Below are 18,274 nucleotides of genomic sequence, written 5' to 3'. Positions count from 1 at the left end.
AACTCCGCCCGCAACTACCGAGCAGCAATCGTCTTGGTCACCGCCCTGCTCTGGAACAACACATGATCCACCGGACAGGCCCTAGAGGCGGCGGGACATATCCTGGTCGGGCTGGAAGACACGCCACGCAGAGGAGCTGATCTGCGGTCAGTAGGCGTCCCGGGGAGCCGTCTCCTGCGATGGTCCTAACTCGTCGAGGTCGCGGATGGTGCGGGCCAGTATCTCGGCGGCTTCGACCAGCTCGTCCTCCGACATGCCCGCGTACCCCAGGAGCAGTCCTTCGAGCCTGTCCGTCCCCGCATAGAAGGCCGCCAGGCTTGTGACGCTCACGCCGTTCACTCCAGCACGCTCGACAATTTGCTCGGCGCTCAAACCGGCTCTCGCGCGCAGCACCACGTGCAGGCCGCCATCGATGCCGGTGAGCGCCACAGCGTTCTCGACCGGCGCTAAGGCTGTGCGCAACGATGCCCGGGCATCGGCATAGCGCTGGCGTGTCCGGCGAACGTGCCGTTCCAGCCCACCTGACTCGATGAGGTGGAGCAAGGTCTGCTGCACCGGCCACGAGAGAGGGCCGTCGCAAAGTTCCTTGAGCTTCGTGATGCGGAGCGCCACTTCCCGTGGAGCCACCAGGTAGCCACAGCGAATGGCCGGGGTGAGCGTCTTGGACAGAGTGCCCAAGTAGATGACGCGCTCGGGGTCCAGCCCAGTCAGCGTGGGAAGGGGCGGCCCATCGAAGCGGTATTCGCTGTCGTAATCGTCCTCAAGGACGAACGCGCCCTCCCTACGGGCCCAGGCCACCAGGTCAAGGCGGCGTCCGACGCTCATACGGACACCGAGCGGGAACTGATGGGACGGGGTGACGTGCGCCAGACGCGGTGCGCGCCTGCCTCGGGGCAGGTCCTGCGGCCGGGCCCCATCGTCGTCTACGGGCAAGGCCACAGCGGCGAGACCGAGGCAGTTGATAAGGGCTCGTACTGCCGGATGCCCGGGTTCCTCGCAGGCGACAGCATCGCCGGCTGATACAAGCGTCCGCATGATCAAGTCCAATGACTGGGTGGCTCCGCTTGTCACGACGACGTTCTCCGGTTCGACGGTCAGCCCACGGGACCGAGCCAGGTACGCGGCGATCGCCTCCCTCAGCGCCGGCTCACCTTGTGCGTCCAAGTACCGGTTGGGTGGTGTGATACGTGCCGTCTTCCGCAGTGCGGGACCCCAGCCGTCCGGGGCGGAGTCCGGTGCGGTGACACCGGTACGGAAGGCGAGCCGTGGTGTCGAGGCGACGGTGGCGACGGGAAGACGCTCGGGTTTCGGGCGTATGACAGCCCCTTGTCGCGCTGCCTCGTTGAGCCGGCAGACGTACGTCCCCGACCCATGCCGGCTTTCGAGGTAACCCTCGTCGACCAGTCGCGTATACGCCTCCGCGGTGACCGTGCGTGAGACGGAGAGCTCGTGGGCGAGGGTGCGTGTAGAGGGCAGACGCGTGCCGGCCGACAGGAGTCCCTCGTGCACGGCTTTGCGCAGCGAGGCGACGAGTTGGTCGGTCAGTGTCAGCCGGGACGCTCGGTCCAAGGTCACGGGCACGAGGAGGGTCGGTGTGCCGCGCCGCCGCGCGGGACGCGCCGTCCCAGAAGAAGGTGGCCTCATGGATTACCTCTGAACGGCCATTTGGAGACGTCCACTCTACTGTAGCGACACCACCGGCCGGGAGTCGGCCAACAGAGGCCTGACCAGAAACCGCCGCGTCAGGGGGCAGGCCTACCAGTCGAGTCCACCCGGATGGCGCTCTGTCGCTCGCCGAGTGGCCTTCTCGACGAGCCTGCTCGGATCGAAGCCGAGATCACCATGTCCGGAGAAGACCTCGCCCGGCTTCCGGTCAAACCGGACGAGTGCGGCGCCGCCCCTCATTCCGATGCTCGACGACGCTCGCTTCCACCGTCCCACCAGATGATTGTTCGCGTCCCGCCGCCGCATTACCGAGTCCTGTTGCTCGGACTCCCCGTGACCGGGCACGCAGGTCCGTTGTGTAAATCTAGGCTGGGGTGATGACGAGGACGGGGCGACCGAAGGCGCCGTTTTCAGTGACCGCGGCTGAACGAGCGGAGTTGGAGCGCGGGGCGCGGGCAGCGACCTCGACGCAGACATATGCATTGCGGTGCCGGATCGTGCTGGGGTGCGCCGAGCCGGGCGCCACCCACCGGTCGAGGGCCTTGATGGCCGAACGCACCAGCTTGAGCAAGTCCACCATCGGGCGGATCTGATGCCGGTTCGATCTCAAGCCGCACCGGACCGACACCTTCAAGATCTCCACTGATCCGCTGTTCGTGGAGAAGGTGGTGGACGTGGTCGGGCTCTACCACCACCCACCCGAGCGGGACGTGATGCTTTGCCTGGACGAGAAGTCGCAGATGCAGGTCCTCGACCGCTCGCAGCCGATGATGCCGGGCATGCCCGAGCGGCGCACCCACGACTACGCCCGGCACGGCACCACCAGCCTGTTCGCCGCCTTCAACATCGCCGACGGCACCGTCATCGCCGAGTTGCACCGCCTGCATCGCGCGCCCGGGTTCAAGGAGTTCCTGGTCGCGATCGACAAGGCCGTCCCGGCCGAGTTGGAGGTGCACCTTGGTCTGCGACAACCTGGCCACCCACAAGACACCGCTCGTGCGCGATTGGCTGGCTCGCCACCCCCGCTTTTACATGGGCTTCACCCCGACCGAATCGTCCTGGCTCAAGCAGGCCGAGCGCTGGTTCGCCTACCTCACCACCCAGCGCACCCAGCGCGGCGTCCACAAAAGCGTCGACTCCCTTGCCCGATATCTACAACGGGTTTCAGGCGCAGGACACTAGCCGGGGCCCTGCTGATGGCGTCCTCGCACCAGTTCTCCCCGGAGCTTGACGGCCGGCGTGGAAGACCTTGCCGGAACCACGCTGTTGGCCGTGGGCCGCCCCCGCCTCACATTGTTTGGCTGACGTTACGTTCCATCCCCTGCCCGCGCCCCTTCGTGTCGGCTACCTCGAACGATGAGTTCGGCGGATCGATCGTTGAGTAGGTCGTGCTTGTTGCGTGGGTGTGGTGGTTCGAAGCTGGTCAGGCCATTCAGATCGGCAGAAGGGAATCTCATGGCCGTCACCGAATCCTCACCTCCTCTCCGTCCCATGCATGATGTCCAGGCTCCTCAGCGGCGTGCGGCCATCGCCGAGGCGGCGTTCACCGCCCGAGAGCGGCTGGTGGTGGTCACCCTGTGCTGCGCAACTTTCATGTGCGGGCTGGACTTCTCCATCGTCACCGTCGCTCTGCCCGACATCGGTAGCGGCCTGGGCTTCTCCTCGGCGGGCACTCTGCAGTGGGTGGCCACTGCGAGCCTGCTGCCGTCTGCGAGCCTGCTGCCGCTGTTCGCCCGGATCGCCGACCTGGTCGGCCGCAAGCGGCTGTTCACGCTCGGCGTCATGGCGTTCACCCTGTTCTCCGTCGGCGCCGCCGTCGCGAACTCCCCCGTGGTGCTGATCGCCGCACGCATCGGCCAGGGCACCGCCGCCGCGATGATCGCCCCCGCCGCCATCGCGCTGATGACCGGCTACTTCAAGGAAGGCCCCAAGCGAGCCCGCGCGCTGGGCCTCAACGGTGCGGTCATGTCGCTGGGCTTCGTGCTCGGCGCGCTCGGCGGCGGCGTCATCACCAGCGGCTTCAGCTGGCGCTGGACCATGGTCACGCTGGGCGTCATAGGCGCGCTCGCGCTGGCCGGCGCGCTCGCGCTGCCGGCCATCGAGGACTCGAGTGCCGTCCGACGGCTGGACGTCCCCGGCGCGCTGCTCGCCACGATGGGCCTTTTCGGCCTGGTCTTCGGTATCTCCAACGGCAGCGATCAGGGCTGGGCCAGCTTTGAGGTGCTCGGGCCCATTGTCGGCGGCCTCGCGCTGCTCGCCGCGTTCCTGCTGGTCGAGCGGCGCCACCCGGCGCCGCTCGTGCCGCTGACCGTCCTGAACCAGCCGTCGGTCAAGTGGTCCGGTCTGCTCGGTGTCATCACGTTCGGAATGTGCGCCGGCACCACCGTTCTGCTGAGCCTCTACATGCAGAACGTCCTGGGTTTCACCCCGGTCGAGGCCGGCCTGAGCTACCTCGGCGAAGGCATGGCCGCGGTCATCGGCGGCATGCTCGTCGCCCGCCTGCTGAGCCGGTTCGGCGGCGTGAAGATGCTGATGGCGGGGTTGTTCGTGCAGGGCGCCGGTACCGCTGCGATGTTCGCCCTTCCGGAGAACGTCAACCTGCCGGCCCTGCTCGTCACCTCCTCGGTCATGGGGCTCGGCCACGTCTTCAGCGTGGTCTCCTTCATCACCGTCATGACGACGGGCGTCAGTGAGCGGGATCAGGGCGTCGTCGGCGGCCTGTCGCAACTGCCGCAGTACGTCGCCGCCATCGGTGTCTCGGGCCTGAGCGCCATCGCCGCCGCGCGCACCGGCGCTCTTTCGGCCGACTCGGCTCCCTCGCGCGCGGACGTCCTGGGCGGCCTTCACGCCGGCATGGTGACGGCCGGTGTCGTCGCCCTGGCAGGAGCGCTGCTGACCGGTGCTCTCCTGCGCGAACGGACGAGAGCGTAGACAGTCGCGCGAGCTGTTATCCACAAGGAGGGGACAAGTCTCGCCGTCATGGCCACCTCGGCCACCCAAGGCACCGTCCTGGGCCTGGACCACCTCGGTGCCGACGGCGTCTCTCGTGCTGATGTGCCGCCCTCCCTCGGCGGGTTTCGCTAGCGATTTGCTCGCCGCGGCCGTCGAGGGAGGGCTCGAGACCTTCGCCATCCACCGAGTACTCGCATCGGGTCGTCATTCCATAGGACCACCGGCTGTTCTCTGATGCCGGCCCAGGGCGCCCTACGCGAGGTCCCCTCTGGACTTCCCGCCTTGTGGGACGCGCTGCGAAACGGAGCACGCTCCTCCGTGGCTTCCAGCACTGCCACCACCTGACTTGCCAGAAATTACTCACACGGATAATTTTAGCCGCATGGATAAGCTCAGTCGTCAACGAACCCCTGTGCTGTCATGACCAGACGCGAGGCGGCGACGGCGGCGCGTAAGAAGCAGATCATCAGTGCCGCGATCACACTGCTGGCCGAACGCGGCTACCAGGCGACCACGTTCGAGGCCATCTGCGACGAGGCCGGGCTCAGCAGCAAACGCCTGATCACCTATCACTTCTCTAGCAAGGACGAGCTGTTCACAGCCGTCGCTGACCAGATCGTGGCCGATGGCGAGGCCTGGATGCGGCTCGCCATCGAGTCCGTGGCCGGTACGCGCGACCTGCTCGCCGCCGTCATCCGGGCGAACGTGGCATTCATTGCCGGTCACTCGCAAAAGGTACGGGCGCTTAGGCAGATCATTCTGAACGGCGGCCTCGGCAACTGGGAGCGGCACCATCTCGAGTCGCTGAGGCAACTCGTCCGTCTCTTCGTCAGAGGGCAGGGTGACGGCGTGTTCCGAGCATTCGACCCACAGGTCATGGCGGCCGCCGTGCGCGCTTCGATTGACGGCGCTGCGCCGCTTCTGTCCACTGGCCTCGACCCAAGCATGTACGCGAACGAACTGGTCGAACTTTTCGACCGGAGCACCCGGGCCGAGTCCCGAGACATCGGGCCTGCCCACGACGGAAGCAGGCGAGGAAACCGATGACGCGACCTGAACACTCTGGCCGGACGTACGTCGTGACTGGCTCGGCGTCGGGCGTTGGGGCCGCGACTGCGGCGCTGCTCCGTGAGCGTGGCGCCGACGTCATCGGCTGCGATCTCAGCGATGCCGACATCCAAGCTGACCTGTCCACGCCCGACGGACGGCAATCGCTGGTCGATGAGGTAGCGAGCAGAGGGGCCATCGACGCTGTGCTCGCCATCGCCGGTGGCGGTAAGAGAGGGCTTCTGCAGACGAACTACTTTGGCGCCGTCGCAACGCTCACAGGGTTGCGGCCGTTGCTGATCCAGAGCGAAGCGCCTCGAGCCGTCGTGGTGTCGTCGACCTCCTCGCTGTCGCCCGCGGATGAGCAAGTGCTGCAAGCATGCCTTGACGGAGACGAAGCCGCTGCCCAGGCCTACGTCGACGCGGACCCATCCGCCGGCAGCGCCGCTGGTGCTTACGGTGCCGCCAAACGGGCGCTCAACCGGTGGGTGCGCAGGGTCGCTCCGACTCCCGAGTGGGCCGGAGCCGGCATCGCCCTTAACGCCGTCGCGTCCGGTGTTGTCGACACGCCCGCCGCTTCCTGGATCTTCGCGAGCGAGGAGACGCGCATCGCCGTGGAGACCGCGGCGCCGCAACCGTTCGGGGGTTTCCCAGGACGCCCCGAGTGGGTCGCCGAGCTCATCTGCTGGCTGGCCGGTGCGGGCAACCGGTTCGTCACCGGTCAGATCATCTTCGCCGACGGAGGAGCGGAAACGATGCTGGTCGGAGATCGTCACTGGCGTTGACAAAACCACGGAACAACGGAATATCCGATGTAGATCGGGAGGTTGTCGATGGAAGCGCTGCAAGGTAAGAAGGTCGTCGTCACTGGGGGCTCCCGGGGGATCGGCCGCGCGATCGTAGAGCGGATCGCCGGCGAGGGAGCGCACGTGGTTTTCAGCTACGCGCAGAGCAAAGGCCGAGCCACCGAAGTCGAGAAGAAGGTCGCACAAGCCGGCGGCAGGGCGCAAGGCCTACAGGCCGACTTCACCGATCCAGCCAATGCCGAACGCCTGATGAAGGATGCTGAGGACCTGCTCGAGGGACTCGATGTACTCGTCAATAATGTGGCCATGGCCTTCACGCCGACCTCCATCGTAGAGATTGATGATGATCTCTACGATCAAGTGATGGCAACCAACCTGAAGTCGACTTTCCTTACCGTGCGTTACGCCGCCAGGAATATGCGCGATGCCGGGCGCATCATCAACATCTCCACCGTGAACACGATCAGGCCGGGGCTCGGCATAGCCCTGTACACCGCGAGCAAAGGGGCGATCGAGCAACTCACCGCCGCGGCCGCGAGGGAACTGGGGCCGCGTGGCATCACGGTGAACACGGTGTCACCCGGATTCACCGACACGGATCTTCTGCGCGGTGCGAACAGCGAACAGCAACTCGCGCAGATCCCCGCCGTCACTCCGCTCGGCCGAGTCGGGCAGCCGGCCGACATCGCCGATGTCGTGGCCTTCCTCGCCGGACCCGACAGCCGTTGGATCACCGGCCAGAACATCCGTGCCACCGGTGGATTCGCTTAGCTGTTGAGGTGCAGGGCCAGGAGCGGTGGTGACTCGTCGCCCCTGCTCCTGGTTGTCGAAATCGCGAGGCACACAGTCATCGCGAACACGTCGGGTGTCCGGGACCTGTTCAAGGACGAACAAGGTCGGCAGGTCTCTCAGGCACAATGCCGCCGTGGTTCCGGCCTGCTCTTCACCTTGACCGACGGGACGGGCGACGGGCGAGATCCAGCGCGAAGACGACGCGGCCGATTCCCGGGCCGTCGTAGTCCGGCTGGAAGGGAGTGTCGCCAGTCCCCTGTTCTCCGGACAATATATCGAAGCCGAGCCGACGATGAAATGCTTGAGAGGCGGTGTTTCCGGGGCTGGTAACGCAATGGACGTGACGGCGCCCGTGCGATCGGACCTGATCAAAGAAGCCTTGGTAGAGGGCGGTCGCGATGCCTTGTCCATGCAAGGCAGGATCAACGCCGACGAAGTGGATGTAAGCCACTTCGGGATCGCTTTGCGATAGGAAACCGATCAGAAAGGCGCCGAGACTGCCATCCGGTCGTTCAGCCAAATAGCTGGTCGTGTTGAAATGCTGAAAGAAGAGCCGCGGGAGCAGCAGTGCGCGCTCCGTGGACCCGGCCTCTCCTCCCAGCCCGCCCCACCAGCGATCGAGTACCGCAAGCACACGCGCATGATCCCCTGCCGCTGGACGCCGTACCACCAAATCCGAAGGAAAGTCGTTGATCACTCGTCAATACTCGCATGGCACGCCTCAGAGCGCACAGTTGCGGATCTGCTTCATCGGTGACTCTTTCGTCCAAGGGATCGGTGACCCGGAGTATCGGGGCTGGGTCGGCCGGGTGCTGCAGGCGACGGGCGATGGGATCACCGCCTTCAATCTGGGAGTCAGGCGCAACACCTTCCAGGACGTCCTGCGTCGATGCCGGCGGGAGATACTCGCTCGTGCGGTTCCCGACGCCGACAACAGGTTGGTGATCTCCTGCGGCAGCAACGACACCCTGGAGGAGGACGGCGAGATCCGGGTCGACCCGTCCGACAGTCTCCATGATCTGGCAGCCGTCCTGGACCAGTGTCGCCATTCGGGGATCGCACCTCTGGTCGTGGGACCGCCTCCTGTCATCGATGCAGGCGCTGACCATCTGCTGCGGACGTCGAGTCTTGCCAGCGAAATGGCGACCCTGTGTCTCTCGCGCGGCGTCCCCTTCATCGACACCACGTTGAAATTGGCGCGTGACCCGGTCTGGGTCGAGGAGGCGATGGCGGGTGATGGCGCCCATCCTGGAAGTGGTGGCTACCGCAGGATGGCCGACCTCGTCCTCGCCGACTGCTGGCATCAATGGATCGCTCACCCCCGCGGGCATCTGTAGCCCACCCCGTCTCTGCTCGCTCGCCGTTGGCGTGCGCTGAGCGATGGGCCGCACTCTGAGCAGGTTGGCCGGAAGTAGGCGCCGCCATCGACTGCACCAGTCCGGCGGTGGTTGAGACGGTCGCGCCCCCGTTCGACGACTGGAGGAAGCAAGATCCGTCTGCAACGAAACAATCTGCTACGGTTCTTGTTGGCCGGGAGTCCTGGCCGGAAGACTTCGAGTTCCGATGTGACCTTCCCATCGGAGCAATCCCTACTGGAGGGGACATGTCAGTACGCGCTCTCGTGGTGGATCGGTCGGCCAGTGAGTTGATGCGTGTGGCTGAGCTGCCCGAGCCCGTCGCGGGACCTGGACAGGTGGTGATGGAGGTGTCTCACGCCTCACTGAATCACGGGGATCTCAACGACGCTCGATCTGGCCGCGTACCGCCTGGTGCAGTACTCGGTTCAGACGCTGCAGGTGTGGTTACGCAGGCAGCGGCCGATGGCACTGGCCCGGCGGTCGGCACACGCGTGGTGGCCATGGCTCCAGGTGCTTTTGCCGAACGTGTCGCGGTCGATGTAACCGCGCTGGCTCCCGTTCCTGCGTCGGTCGACTTGGCAGTAGCAGCGGCGCTGCCCGTGGCAGGACTGGCGGCGCTCCGCTCGTTGCGCGCCGCGGGGCTGTCGAGAGAAAAGCGAGTGCTCGTCACCGGCGCGTCTGGCGGTGTCGGACTATTCGCGGTGCAGCTCGCGACCCACGCCGGAGCCTATGTGATCGCCTCTGTGGGCTCGGCCGCCCGTGCGGAAGGGCCTGCCAGGGCGGGTGCCAGCGAGGTGCTGATTGGGCTCGAGGGGCTCAGCATGTCGCCCGACATTGTGATCGACAGCGTCGGAGGCCCGCAGCTCGTGCAAGCTTGGGACAAGTTGGCACCAGGAGGCAGCCTGCAGAGCGTGGGCTGGACGTCCGGCGAACCAGCCGTCTTCCCACCGTACGCCACCGTCGGACCGGCCAAATCGCTGAACTCCTTCCTTAATCAGGGCGAGTTTGGTGGGGATCTGGCTACGCTCATCCAGCTAGTCACCGAAGGGGCTCTCACCGTTGAAATCGGTTGGCGTGGATCCTTGGAGCAGGTGGCCGAGGCGGCCAAGGCACTGCGCGAACGGCGGGTTAGCGGCAAGGCGATCCTGGCCATCGGCTCTGCCGAGACGGAAGCCTCCGTCGTCGGCCGTTAGAGATTCCAACCAGAATCATGCGTGGCTCTCACCTTGAGATCTAGCTGTGGGGTCTCAGACCACCCGACTGAAACTCGCGCTGGCGTCCAGCGCACTTCGGTATCTCGGCTTCCGCACAACGCCTCAGGAGCACATGCTCGGTCGGCCGTCTCGGTCCCTGAGGGCCGACCGGTAACGGTGAACGATCAAGTTCCCCCCAGGGGCGCCTTATGCACCTTCGTAATGCTGGTCGAATGGTCGGTCGAGGCGCCTGGGACGATGGGTCCGACCATGGGGTGATCGGGTTGGTGAGGCTGTCCCTGTGGAGCTCGCGGTTCTCCTTCGAAGGGCAGCCGACGGCCGCCCGGTGAAGATTGCCCCTTCGGTCCGCTTGGAAGCGAGCTGCGAGACCTTCGTCTCGGACTGCCACGTATGGGCTGCGGTCGAACTCATCAACTATACGTCCACCACGGGCAGACAGCTTCACCGCTCACGCAGTAGTCACTGGAGAGCCGGATGATCGGGAAACCATCAAGTCCGGTTCGGCGGGGGCCGAGCGGAAAAGGGACCAGCTCCGGCTGGCACCTCGCCGCTCGGCCGACCCATCGTCCTGGCTTATGCTGCACCGCCGCCTGGCCCGCGGCTACGAAACCCTCCCCACCAACTCCGCCGCTGTGATCCACATCGCCATGACCGACCTCATGACCCTCCGCCTCACCGGTTGCGGCGGCGTTTGGTGAGCGGACAGTTGCTGAAGCGAACCTGGCTAGGCGGTTTGCACGGAGGACCCGTGACAGAAGTCATGGGATGCGTTGCTTGAGGGAGCCGACTTGCACATTTTCGCGCACCCGCGTTTCCGCAAATCACTCGTCTCGGGGGTGGCCCTGGTGGTCGCGGTGGCGGTCACCGCGGTAGCAGTCTCCTGGAGGCTGTCCGGGGGGCCCACGACCGAGTCGCGGTTGCGCACGCATCTGAAGACGCTGCTGCGCGATCCTCGACTGGCGTCTGCGCAGAGCGGAGCCGATGTACGCGATGCGAGGACCGGTAAGACGCTGTTCGCCAAAGACCCCACCAAGACACTGATTCCGGGCTCGAATCAGAAGCTGCTCACGACCGCCGCTGCGTTGGAGGTCCTGGGCCCTGGTCACCGCTTTTCCACCCGCGTCCTAGCCACGGCCAAGCCTGGGCACAGAATGGACGGAGACCTCTTTCTCCAGGGTACGGGCGACCCCAGCATCCGGCCGGCGGACTACGACGCGCTCGCGGGCCGGCTGGCGTCCTTCGGGATCAAGGAGGTGGCGGGGAGGCTGGTGGCCGATGACACCTGGTTCGATGGTCAGCGGCTTGGATCGGACTGGGACGTCGGCGACGAGTCCAGTTACGACAGTGCGCAGATCTCCGCGCTCACTGTCTCGCCCGACTCCGATGACGACGCGGGCTCGGTGATGGTGGAGGTGGACCCGGGAGCGAATCGTCCCCAGGTGCGGCTCGCGCCGGATCCTGGGAAATTCTTCACGGTGGTCAACCGCACGACCCGGGGGCATGGGCCCACGAACATCACCATGCAGCGCGAGCGCGGCGGTAACAGGATCGTGGTCGCGGGCGAGATGGCCGCTGGCGCTCCACCGCTTATGAGGCCGGTGAGCGTCTGGGACCCTACTCGGTACGCAACAGCGCTGTTCCGCAAGGCGCTAACCGACCATGGGATCCGGGTCGGCGGACCGACCGTCGAACACGCGGCACCGCCCGGCGCGCGCCAGCTCGCCTCGCACGAGTCCGCACCTTTGTCTTCCCTGGTGGTTCCACTGCTCAAGCGCAGCAATTCCACCATGGCCGAGGTCCTCGTCAAGTCCATGGGGCAACATGCAATGCACCAGGGCACCTGGGCCGCCGGACTGGCGACGGTTTCAAAATTCCTGACCCGCATGGGCATCAGAGCCCTCCGGCTCCGCGACGGCTCAGGGCTGTCCTCGATGGACGCGGTCTCGCCACGCGAGATCACTACCCTGCTGTTCGGCGCTAGGCGCAAACCGTGGTTCGGTACGTTCCACGACGCGCTCCCCGTCGCCGGAAATCCCGATCGGATGATAGGCGGAACTCTCGCCGACCGGATGCGCAATGGACCCGCCGCAGGACGGGTCAACGCCAAGACAGGAACCCTGACCGGCGTGAGCTGCCTCTCAGGGTATGTCACCACCTCTACGGGAAAGCCGCTGGTGTTCTCCCTGATGATCAACGGTCTTCTCACCGAACCGCCCAAGGATCTCGAGGACGCCTTCGCTGACCGCCTTGCCGCCTATTCACTCCGGGGCTAGGGCTTGTTTCTTGGATCAGGTGCGTAGGCAGATGACCAGGACGGCGATGGTGATGGTGCCGGTGAACAGGTAGCGGCGTTTGTCGAAGCGGGTCGCGACGGCGCGGAACTGCTTGAGGCGGTTGATGGCGCGTTCGACGGTGTTGCGCTGCTTGTAGCGCTCGGGGTCGAAAGCCGGTGGCCGTCGACCGCGTGGAATCGACCGACACCCGCCAGGCTGCGTATGTCACCCAGGGCCACTCTTGAGATGGCCTGAGCTCAGTTGACGAGATCCCGTCGCTCGTCTTGATCGGACGGGAACCTGTCGTCCTGCCACGCGGCCACTTCTCGCACGACCGCCACGAAGTTGCCGGTCAGTGGATTGCGGGCCTGTCGATTCCACACAGCCCCGATCTGCCAGGTTGCAGCCTCGTGATCCACCGCTCTGAGCATGACCTGCGCCGGTGCTATAGAGTCCGCGCTGACCGGGACGAACGCGACACCAATGCCGGCCGCCACCAGGGCGAGCACGGTCTGCAAGTCATGTGCCTCCTGCACCACCTCGGTGTCCACACCGAAACAGGCGCGGAACCTCTCGATCTGTGAAGCCAGCCCCGGCCCCTTCGCCTGAGCCAAGGCGACGAACGGCCGCCCCGCGGACCATGGCGCCACCTCATCCGCGTTCTCTGGCAGCGAATCCCCCGCCGTGGCGATCGCGAGGCGGTCGGTCCGCAGGGACAATCGTTCCCACTTCTCACCAACCGGGAGCCGAACGAATCCGACGTCCAACTCGCCCGTTGCCAGCCGCTCCAGTTGTGCGTGTGAGGACATGTCGTCCAGGACGATGCCCACGTCCGGGTAGCGCCGCCTGAATGCCGCCACCGCCCGCGGCGCGAGCTCGATGCTCGACATGCCGAAACCCACCGACAGCCTTCCAATCTCCCCAGAAGCCATCCGGTTCATTCGCACGGCCAGGGTGTCGGCCCGCCGCACCAGGTCCTCTGCCTCGGGCAGAAGGATTGCGCCGAGGTCGGTGAGCGTGGCGCCGTGCCGACCCCGATGGAACAGCCGTCCTCCGACCTGCGTCTCCAGTGCCTGGATCTGTTTGGTCAGAGCCGGTTGGGTCATGGCCAACGCCAGCGCCGCCCGGCCGAAGGCGCGGTGCTCGACGACTGTCAGGAAGGTGCGGAGCAGTCGGATATCCATTCCCTGAGGTTATGTCATTGCTCCAAAGATTCATTGGACGAATGTGCTGCGAGAGGGTTCGGTGGTGAATGCGCAGAATGCGCAGGAGCGGCGACGAGGAGGAACCATGCGTTGTGCGACCGTCCAGTTCGAGCATCGGCCCGATGACAAGGCCTACAACCTGGCCAGGATCGAGCACTTCACCACGCGGGCGGCCGAGGCCGGGGCGCGGGTCGTCGTCTTCCCCGAGATGTGCGTGACGGGCTACTGGCACCTTCGCCGTCAGACGGCCGACCGGCTACAGGAACTCGCCGAGCCGGTGAGCGGCCCGTCCTTGACGTTCGTGCGCGGGCTGGCGGGCACGCTGGGAGTGGCCGTGGGCGTGGGCTTCCTGGAGATCGATGATCAAGGATGCCTGTTCAACTCCTACGCCATGTGCCTGCCGGACGGGCGCGTCCACGTTCACCGGAAACTGCACGCGTTCGAACACGAAGCGATCTCCAGTGGCGACCGCTTCACCGTCTTCGACACCCCATGGGGCGTGCGCATGGGGGTCCTCATCTGCTGGGACAACAACCTTGTCGAGAACGTCCGGGCAACCGCGCTGCTAGGCGCAGTGGTCCTCATCGCGCCTCACCAGACGGGCGGCACCGCCTCACGCAGCCCGCACGGCATGCGCCCGATCCCCCTGGAACTGTGGCGGGGCCGGGACCGGGATCGCCAGTCGATCGAGGCCGAGTTTCGCGGGCCGAACGGCCGGGAGTGGCTCATGCGCTGGCTGCCCTCCCGCGCACATGACAACGGTCTCTTCCTCTTGTTCAGCAACGGGGTTGGCGAGGATGACGATGAGGTACGCACCGGCAATGCGATGATCCTCGATCCCTACGGCAGGATCCTCGCCGAGACCTGGGCCGCCGAGGACACCATGGTGGTCGCCGATCTCGATCTCGACCTGCTGCCCATGTCGACCGGCCGTCGCTGGATCCAGGGGCGGCGGCCCGAACTCTACGAGATTCTCACACGCCGCTTCGGCGGCGAACGCGACGCCCGCAGCGCCCGTTTCTCGACTGAACCCGTGCCGCTCCACCGGCCGAGGTGACCTTGGAGACGGCCGCCGGTGGGCTGCCTCCTGCGAGATGCTTCCCAGGGACTGAACCGACAGTTGGCACCCGCTCCCCGTCGTGCTTGGGAAACAATCTCGCATTCGCCGGGAAGTGATCTTCAATGGCCCGTACGCCCGCCGGTCATACCCACTCGTGAACATCCCGATGTTCTCGTGGCCGGACAGTGCCATGAGCATGGGGGCTGACCAGCAGTCTTCGATGAGATGGGTGGGCCGGGAGTGGTGGAGCTGATGGAGGGTGAATCCGCGTCGACGCGGGTCGTGTCTTCGATGTTGAGTGACAGGACCTCGTCGGCGCGGGCCGCCGACTCATAGGCCAGCCGCCGAAGCGCCTTCGCTCGATGAGTGCGGCCAGGTCGGTGGTGGCCTGGCCGCGGCTGGCGGCCCAGGTGGTGAACGAGCGCAGTGCCGAGCGGTGACGGTTCCAGGCCCGCGGGGCCGCCTCGTCCCACGCGGCGGTGAACACCGCGGCGGTCTGCTCGGCGGAGAGCTGAGCGAGGAAGATGTCGTCGCCCAGGTCACGCCGTAGTCGGCGCAGCATCTGGGAGTAGAAGCGGACGGTCCCAGGTCGCGGCAGGACAGGAACTCCTCAGCGGCATGGGCGCGGGTGATCGCCGGCAGGGGGCGATCCGGGCGGTCACGGGTCAGCAGGCTCGGCGGTGCGGCCGATGGCGTCGGATGCGGTCTGCCGCCGCTCCTCCAGATCCCGCAACGTCGAGGCCTTGGACGCCATCCGTACCGGGCCAGCGCCGCCCAGCTTCACCTCCGGCACCGGCCCGGCCTGGCCCCGCGCGACCCCGATCCGGCCGGCCTCGGCGACCCGGTCGAGCTCCCGCATCAGCACCCGCCCCGACGCCTTCACCCACAGCGGCCTGTCCACGCGGCCGCGCTCGGCGGGGGAGTCCAGCACCGCTGTCCGAGCAGCAGCCGGGAGCGGCACCTCGCGCACTTGATCGCCCTGCCGTGCAGCCGGACCACGCCCGGGCGCGCGGTCACCGCGACGTCGCGCACCTCCAGCCGGGAGCACTCCTCCACCCGGGCGCCGGAGTGCAGCAGCACCGCCACGATTGCCCGGTCCCGGGCGTCCGCCCTGCCCACGTCGGCGAACGCATCCGGGTGCGGTTCGGCGCCGCCCTGCTCGACCAGCCAACCGCACGAACGCACGACAGTTGCACCGGCCGGGGTCCCCGTAGTGCTGGCGAAGTTTCAGTCGGATATAGCCGCGACCTGCCGTGGACGTCTGTCCAGGTGTGGATCGTTCGCGTGGGCCGATTCCGACTCTCTCACGCTCGTCTTGCTTTCTCGACGGTGTTTACCTCTGCTTCGGCCTGATTGCGTGGCGCGGGCTCGCCTGAGGTGGGTTGGCCTGGGTGGGTGTTGATGAGTACGGCCACAATGACCGCCATCGCCAGCAGGATCCCGGCCGCCCAAGCGCAGGCAACGGCGTTGCCGTGAACCGTGGCCTGGGCGAGGGCCGATGGCGTGTCCCGATGGGCGGTGAGGTAGACCGAAGCCGCGCCGGCGGCGATGGTGTTCAACAGCGCCGTGCCGATCGAGCCGCCGAGCTGTTGCGCGGTGTTGACGACGGCGGAGACGATGCCGGCGTCGCGTGGGTTGCCGGTGCTGGTCGCGGTGCTCATGCTGGGTGCGAAGAGACTTCCCATCCCCAGCCCGCACAGGAGTATGGCGGGCAGGACGGACGCCGCGTACGGGCTGTGCGGGGACAGTTGTGTGAGGACGGTCAGGCCAGCGGAGACCAGGACGAGTCCCGGCGCGACGATGGCCCGGGGCCGCACCCGCGAAAGGAGCCGGCGGGAGACCTGGGTCGCGGTGATGGCTGCGGCCACGTACGGCAGGAATGCCAGCCCGGCACGGAGCGAGGAGTAGTGCAGGACCGTCTGCAGGTGGAAGGTCATGAACAAGAACATGCCGAGCATGCCGAAGGTGGCGGTGGCCACGGCAAGGAACGCACCTACTCGGTTACGGTCGGCGAGCACACGCAGCGGCAGCAACGGATCGGACACTTTCGACTGCACCACCACGAAGGCTGCCAGCAAGACCACTGCGGTGACCAAGAGCCCGACGATCGGGGTGGATTCCCAGCCGTATGAACCGGCCTCTCCGAGGGCGTAGATCAATGCGGTCATTCCACCGCAGCCCAAGATCGCCCCGGGAAGGTCCAGCCTGACCCCGGCATGCCCCGGGGTGTCGGGGAGCACGGTGAAGGCTCCGACCATCACGGCGGCCGCGATGGGAAGGTTCACGTACAGGCACCAGCGCCAGCCGAGGTACTCGGTGAGGGCGCCGCCCAGGATCTGTCCGCAGGCGCCGCCGGCCATCAGGGTGACGCTGAATATGGCGAAGGCCCTGGCTCGTTCGCGTGGGTCGTTGAAGATGGTCGTGAGCAGGGCCAGCGCCGACGGCGCGAACAGCGCGGCGAACGCGCCCTGTGCGGCGCGGGCGCCGATGAGCATGGCGGGGTCGGCTGCGATGCCGCCGAGCATCGAGGCAGCGGCGAATCCGATCACCCCCGCCAGCAACGTGCGCCTACGGCCAAGAAGGTCTCCCAGCCGCCCGCCGAGCAGCAGCAACCTTCCGAAAGCCAGCGTGTAGGCGGTCACGACCCACTGCCGGCCGCCGTCGGAGAGGCCTATCGATCGCTGAGCCGAGGGAAGTGCGATGGTCACGACCGTCGTGTCGAGAACGACCATCAACTGGGCCATGCCGACTACTCCCAGCCCCCACCAGCGCCCATGTCGTCTGGCGTTCGCAAACGCGTCGGTCATCTCGCTCCCTCCGGAACTAACTGGACGGTTACTGTTCCAGTTCGCGGTCACGCTAACCTATGTGGACGGAAAGCGTCCAGTCCGCCGGGGCGGACAGAAAGAGGAGACGGGATGCAACACGCGCATGAGCAGCTGCGGTCCGACGCACGGCGCAAGCGGGACCAGATCGTGCTCGCAGCGCGCGCTCTGTTCGTGCGCCATGGCATCGACGTCCCGATGGAGGAGATCGCGCGTCAGGCCGGGGTCGGCAAAGGCACGCTCTATCGCCGGTTCCCTGAGCGTGACCTGCTCGTAGGGGCGGTGGCGCTGGATGTCTACCAGCAGCTGGCCGACATGGCACGCGCAGCGTCACGAGACGAGCCGGACGCCTGGAGTGCATTGAGCCGCTTCTTGCATGACTGGGCCGAGGTCCGGTTCGGCTTTTTGCACGCCGGGATGTGCGCGCCGCTGCCCGGGCTGCTACAGGCCAGTAAAGAGCTGCGACAAGCCCGCGATACCTGGCTCGGGCTGGTCGACCAGATGGTAGAAGGCGCACAGGCCGAGGGTGTGCTGCGCAAGGACGTCGGCACGGGAGACCTTGCACTCTTCATCAACCTGCTGGTCCAGCAGCGCGACGTCCCGGACGGCCTGACCGGCCTTCTTCCTCAACGCTTCCTCGCGCTCATGCTGGACGGACTGCGCACCAACGCAGCAGCGCCGCTGCCCGGCTCTCCCATCACAAGCGCCGACCTCGACACCGCAGACACCGCCACCGGCTGAGCCGGTCGTGATCGAACACCAAGTTCCGGCAGGATCGCCGCCCGGCAGAGCATCGTTTCATGGACGTGATAAATCAACACGTAAATGAGCTCTGAATGATCGTGGCCGACCAGCGGATCCGTGTCCTGGCCGATGCGCCACTCAGGCACGTTATCCGGTACATCGCACTCTCGATGGTTCGTCAATGACCGCAGCCGCCGACTCGAAAGTCACCGCGTTGCGCGGCAGCGGAGTCACACTTGCCGAGCGGCTGATGAGTTCCTGTCCGACCACCGGGTTGCCAACTCCAACACCCACCGCGCCTACGCCTCGGCCATCGACCGGACCATCGCGGCG

Annotated in this window: 18 protein-coding genes and 1 pseudogene; 10 read left to right on the top strand and 9 right to left on the bottom strand. The window is 66.4% G+C overall.

The genetic code is table 11. The features are described from left to right. Positions 1–147: 147 nt before the first annotated feature. Both pdxR and F9B16_RS54115 read right to left on the bottom strand, forming a co-directional pair. Positions 148–1,575 (bottom strand): MocR-like pyridoxine biosynthesis transcription factor PdxR, encoded by a 1,428-nt coding sequence (pdxR, locus tag F9B16_RS11535; protein WP_192808730.1) that lies wholly within the window; start codon positions 1,573–1,575, stop codon positions 148–150. A gap of 500 nt (positions 1,576–2,075) precedes the next feature. Then, positions 2,076–2,636: a hypothetical protein gene (locus F9B16_RS54115; protein ID WP_404800493.1), complete on the bottom strand. Its 561-nt coding sequence runs from the start codon at positions 2,634–2,636 to the stop codon at positions 2,076–2,078. Between F9B16_RS54115 and F9B16_RS54110 the strand changes: the two genes are divergently transcribed. From F9B16_RS54110 to F9B16_RS11510, 5 genes are all read left to right on the top strand, one after another. Next, positions 2,623–2,847, top strand: a complete 225-nt coding sequence (locus F9B16_RS54110; RefSeq protein ID WP_404800492.1) for a transposase — start codon at positions 2,623–2,625, stop codon at positions 2,845–2,847. The genes F9B16_RS54115 and F9B16_RS54110 overlap by 14 nt on opposite strands. A gap of 309 nt (positions 2,848–3,156) precedes the next feature. Continuing rightward, the gene (locus F9B16_RS11525; protein ID WP_225991556.1) at positions 3,157–4,596 is read left to right on the top strand and encodes an MFS transporter; all 1,440 of its coding nucleotides are present in this window, start codon (positions 3,157–3,159) and stop codon (positions 4,594–4,596) included. Positions 4,597–5,037: 441 nt separating this feature from the next. Then, on the top strand, positions 5,038–5,664 hold the full coding sequence (locus F9B16_RS11520; protein ID WP_151540006.1) for a TetR/AcrR family transcriptional regulator: 627 nt from the start codon (positions 5,038–5,040) through the stop codon (positions 5,662–5,664). Continuing rightward, positions 5,661–6,449, top strand: a complete 789-nt coding sequence (locus tag F9B16_RS11515) for an SDR family oxidoreductase (protein ID WP_151540005.1) — start codon at positions 5,661–5,663, stop codon at positions 6,447–6,449. Before F9B16_RS11520 ends, F9B16_RS11515 begins: the two co-directional genes overlap by 4 nt. A gap of 48 nt (positions 6,450–6,497) precedes the next feature. After that, positions 6,498–7,241 (top strand): SDR family NAD(P)-dependent oxidoreductase, encoded by a 744-nt coding sequence (locus tag F9B16_RS11510; protein ID WP_151540004.1) that lies wholly within the window; start codon positions 6,498–6,500, stop codon positions 7,239–7,241. Between the two features lie 172 nt (positions 7,242–7,413). On the opposite strand, the gene F9B16_RS11505 is transcribed toward F9B16_RS11510, so the two are convergent. Beyond that, positions 7,414–7,959 carry a GNAT family N-acetyltransferase gene (locus F9B16_RS11505; protein WP_151540003.1) on the bottom strand — a complete coding sequence of 182 codons (546 nt, stop codon included), beginning with the start codon at positions 7,957–7,959 and terminating at the stop codon, positions 7,414–7,416. Between F9B16_RS11505 and F9B16_RS11500 the strand changes: the two genes are divergently transcribed. From F9B16_RS11500 to dacB, 3 genes are all read left to right on the top strand, one after another. Next, positions 7,952–8,599, top strand: coding sequence for a GDSL-type esterase/lipase family protein (locus F9B16_RS11500; RefSeq protein WP_225991555.1), 648 nt, complete (start codon positions 7,952–7,954; stop codon positions 8,597–8,599). The two genes, F9B16_RS11505 and F9B16_RS11500, sit on opposite strands and share 8 nt — an antisense overlap. A 266-nt stretch (positions 8,600–8,865) precedes the next feature. Beyond that, a complete protein-coding gene (locus F9B16_RS11495; RefSeq protein ID WP_192808729.1) occupies positions 8,866–9,813 on the top strand; it encodes a zinc-binding dehydrogenase in 948 nt (315 codons plus the stop codon). An 809-nt stretch (positions 9,814–10,622) separates the two neighbouring features. After that, positions 10,623–12,107: a D-alanyl-D-alanine carboxypeptidase/D-alanyl-D-alanine endopeptidase gene (dacB, locus tag F9B16_RS11485; protein ID WP_192808728.1), complete on the top strand. Its 1,485-nt coding sequence runs from the start codon at positions 10,623–10,625 to the stop codon at positions 12,105–12,107. A gap of 15 nt (positions 12,108–12,122) precedes the next feature. Here dacB and F9B16_RS11480 read toward each other — a convergent pair. Beyond that, positions 12,123–12,290 (bottom strand): annotated as a pseudogene (locus tag F9B16_RS11480) (IS5/IS1182 family transposase); the annotation flags it as partial. Between the two features lie 74 nt (positions 12,291–12,364). After that, positions 12,365–13,291: a LysR family transcriptional regulator gene (locus F9B16_RS11475; RefSeq protein WP_151540000.1), complete on the bottom strand. Its 927-nt coding sequence runs from the start codon at positions 13,289–13,291 to the stop codon at positions 12,365–12,367. 106 nt (positions 13,292–13,397) lie between these two features. Here F9B16_RS11475 and F9B16_RS11470 point away from each other — a divergent pair, with 106 nt between their 5' ends. Continuing rightward, positions 13,398–14,369: a nitrilase family protein gene (locus F9B16_RS11470; RefSeq protein ID WP_151539999.1), complete on the top strand. Its 972-nt coding sequence runs from the start codon at positions 13,398–13,400 to the stop codon at positions 14,367–14,369. Positions 14,370–14,514: 145 nt separating this feature from the next. Here F9B16_RS11470 and F9B16_RS54105 read toward each other — a convergent pair whose 3' ends face one another. The 4 genes from F9B16_RS54105 to F9B16_RS11450 all read right to left on the bottom strand — a co-directional run bounded on the left by F9B16_RS54105 (position 14,515) and on the right by F9B16_RS11450 (position 17,116). Further along, on the bottom strand, positions 14,515–14,970 hold the full coding sequence (locus tag F9B16_RS54105; RefSeq protein WP_225991559.1) for a site-specific integrase: 456 nt from the start codon (positions 14,968–14,970) through the stop codon (positions 14,515–14,517). Positions 14,971–15,030: 60 nt separating this feature from the next. Then, positions 15,031–15,273 carry a hypothetical protein gene (locus tag F9B16_RS50805; protein ID WP_192808727.1) on the bottom strand — a complete coding sequence of 81 codons (243 nt, stop codon included), beginning with the start codon at positions 15,271–15,273 and terminating at the stop codon, positions 15,031–15,033. Further along, positions 15,252–15,557 carry a site-specific integrase gene (locus tag F9B16_RS11455; RefSeq protein ID WP_151539997.1) on the bottom strand — a complete coding sequence of 102 codons (306 nt, stop codon included), beginning with the start codon at positions 15,555–15,557 and terminating at the stop codon, positions 15,252–15,254. The genes F9B16_RS50805 and F9B16_RS11455 overlap by 22 nt, the downstream gene beginning before the upstream one ends. 119 nt (positions 15,558–15,676) lie before the next feature. Beyond that, positions 15,677–17,116, bottom strand: a complete 1,440-nt coding sequence (locus tag F9B16_RS11450; RefSeq protein ID WP_225991553.1) for an MFS transporter — start codon at positions 17,114–17,116, stop codon at positions 15,677–15,679. A 174-nt stretch (positions 17,117–17,290) separates the two neighbouring features. Between F9B16_RS11450 and F9B16_RS11445 the strand changes: the two genes are divergently transcribed. Continuing rightward, entirely contained in the window at positions 17,291–17,938 is a 648-nt protein-coding gene (locus F9B16_RS11445; RefSeq protein ID WP_192808726.1) for a TetR/AcrR family transcriptional regulator, read from the top strand. Positions 17,939–18,274: the final 336 nt, after the last annotated feature.

The sequence above is a fragment of the Actinomadura montaniterrae genome, from assembly GCF_008923365.1.
Classification (GTDB): domain Bacteria; phylum Actinomycetota; class Actinomycetes; order Streptosporangiales; family Streptosporangiaceae; genus Spirillospora; species Spirillospora montaniterrae.
The sequence above is the reverse complement of the archived record's forward strand: the minus strand, read 5'-3'. Positions and strand labels throughout refer to the sequence as shown.

Bases quoted from the DNA above. Each gene is read 5' to 3' on its own strand.
- F9B16_RS11525 (WP_225991556.1), top strand. From the start codon at position 3,157: ATGCATGATGTCCAGGCTCCTCAGCGGCGTGCGGCCATCGCCGAGGCG.
- F9B16_RS11520 (WP_151540006.1), top strand. From the start codon at position 5,038: ATGACCAGACGCGAGGCGGCGACGGCGGCGCGTAAGAAGCAGATCATC.
- F9B16_RS11515 (WP_151540005.1), top strand. From the start codon at position 5,661: ATGACGCGACCTGAACACTCTGGCCGGACGTACGTCGTGACTGGCTCG.
- F9B16_RS11510 (WP_151540004.1), top strand. From the start codon at position 6,498: ATGGAAGCGCTGCAAGGTAAGAAGGTCGTCGTCACTGGGGGCTCCCGG.
- F9B16_RS11495 (WP_192808729.1), top strand. From the start codon at position 8,866: ATGTCAGTACGCGCTCTCGTGGTGGATCGGTCGGCCAGTGAGTTGATG.
- F9B16_RS11475 (WP_151540000.1), bottom strand. From the start codon at position 13,291: ATGGATATCCGACTGCTCCGCACCTTCCTGACAGTCGTCGAGCACCGC.
- F9B16_RS11470 (WP_151539999.1), top strand. From the start codon at position 13,398: ATGCGTTGTGCGACCGTCCAGTTCGAGCATCGGCCCGATGACAAGGCC.
- F9B16_RS11450 (WP_225991553.1), bottom strand. From the start codon at position 17,116: ATGGCCCAGTTGATGGTCGTTCTCGACACGACGGTCGTGACCATCGCA.
- F9B16_RS11445 (WP_192808726.1), top strand. From the start codon at position 17,291: ATGCAACACGCGCATGAGCAGCTGCGGTCCGACGCACGGCGCAAGCGG.